Origin of the sequence: Streptococcus suis (genome assembly GCF_002960425.1) — a bacterium.
Lineage (GTDB): Bacteria > Bacillota > Bacilli > Lactobacillales > Streptococcaceae > Streptococcus > Streptococcus suis_S.
This window is the reverse complement of sequence record NZ_POIZ01000107.1, coordinates 1-210: the sequence shown is the minus strand read 5'-3', so window position 1 is coordinate 210 and position 210 is coordinate 1. Positions and strand designations below refer to the sequence as shown.

General features: G+C 41.0%; 1 pseudogene. It reads left to right on the top strand.

Features of this window, described 5'->3' with window-relative positions:
* Window positions 1-210: pseudogene (locus tag C1G57_RS11010) on the top strand (IS5/IS1182 family transposase); the annotation flags it as partial.

Below are 210 nucleotides of genomic sequence, written 5' to 3'. Positions count from 1 at the left end.
AGTGATTAAGATTTACGAAGCTGATCCTGTACAAGCTAGTGAAGAGTTAGACCAGTTAGCACGGACAGAGAAAGGAAACCTCAAACAAATTCAGTATAATCCTACGTGGAACTATTTCAAGAACTTAGTCAAAGAGGAATTGACAAGTAAAGAGGGAGCCCGCATTTATGCCAAACGCAAGGTGGATGTCGAACCTGTATTTGGTAGGAT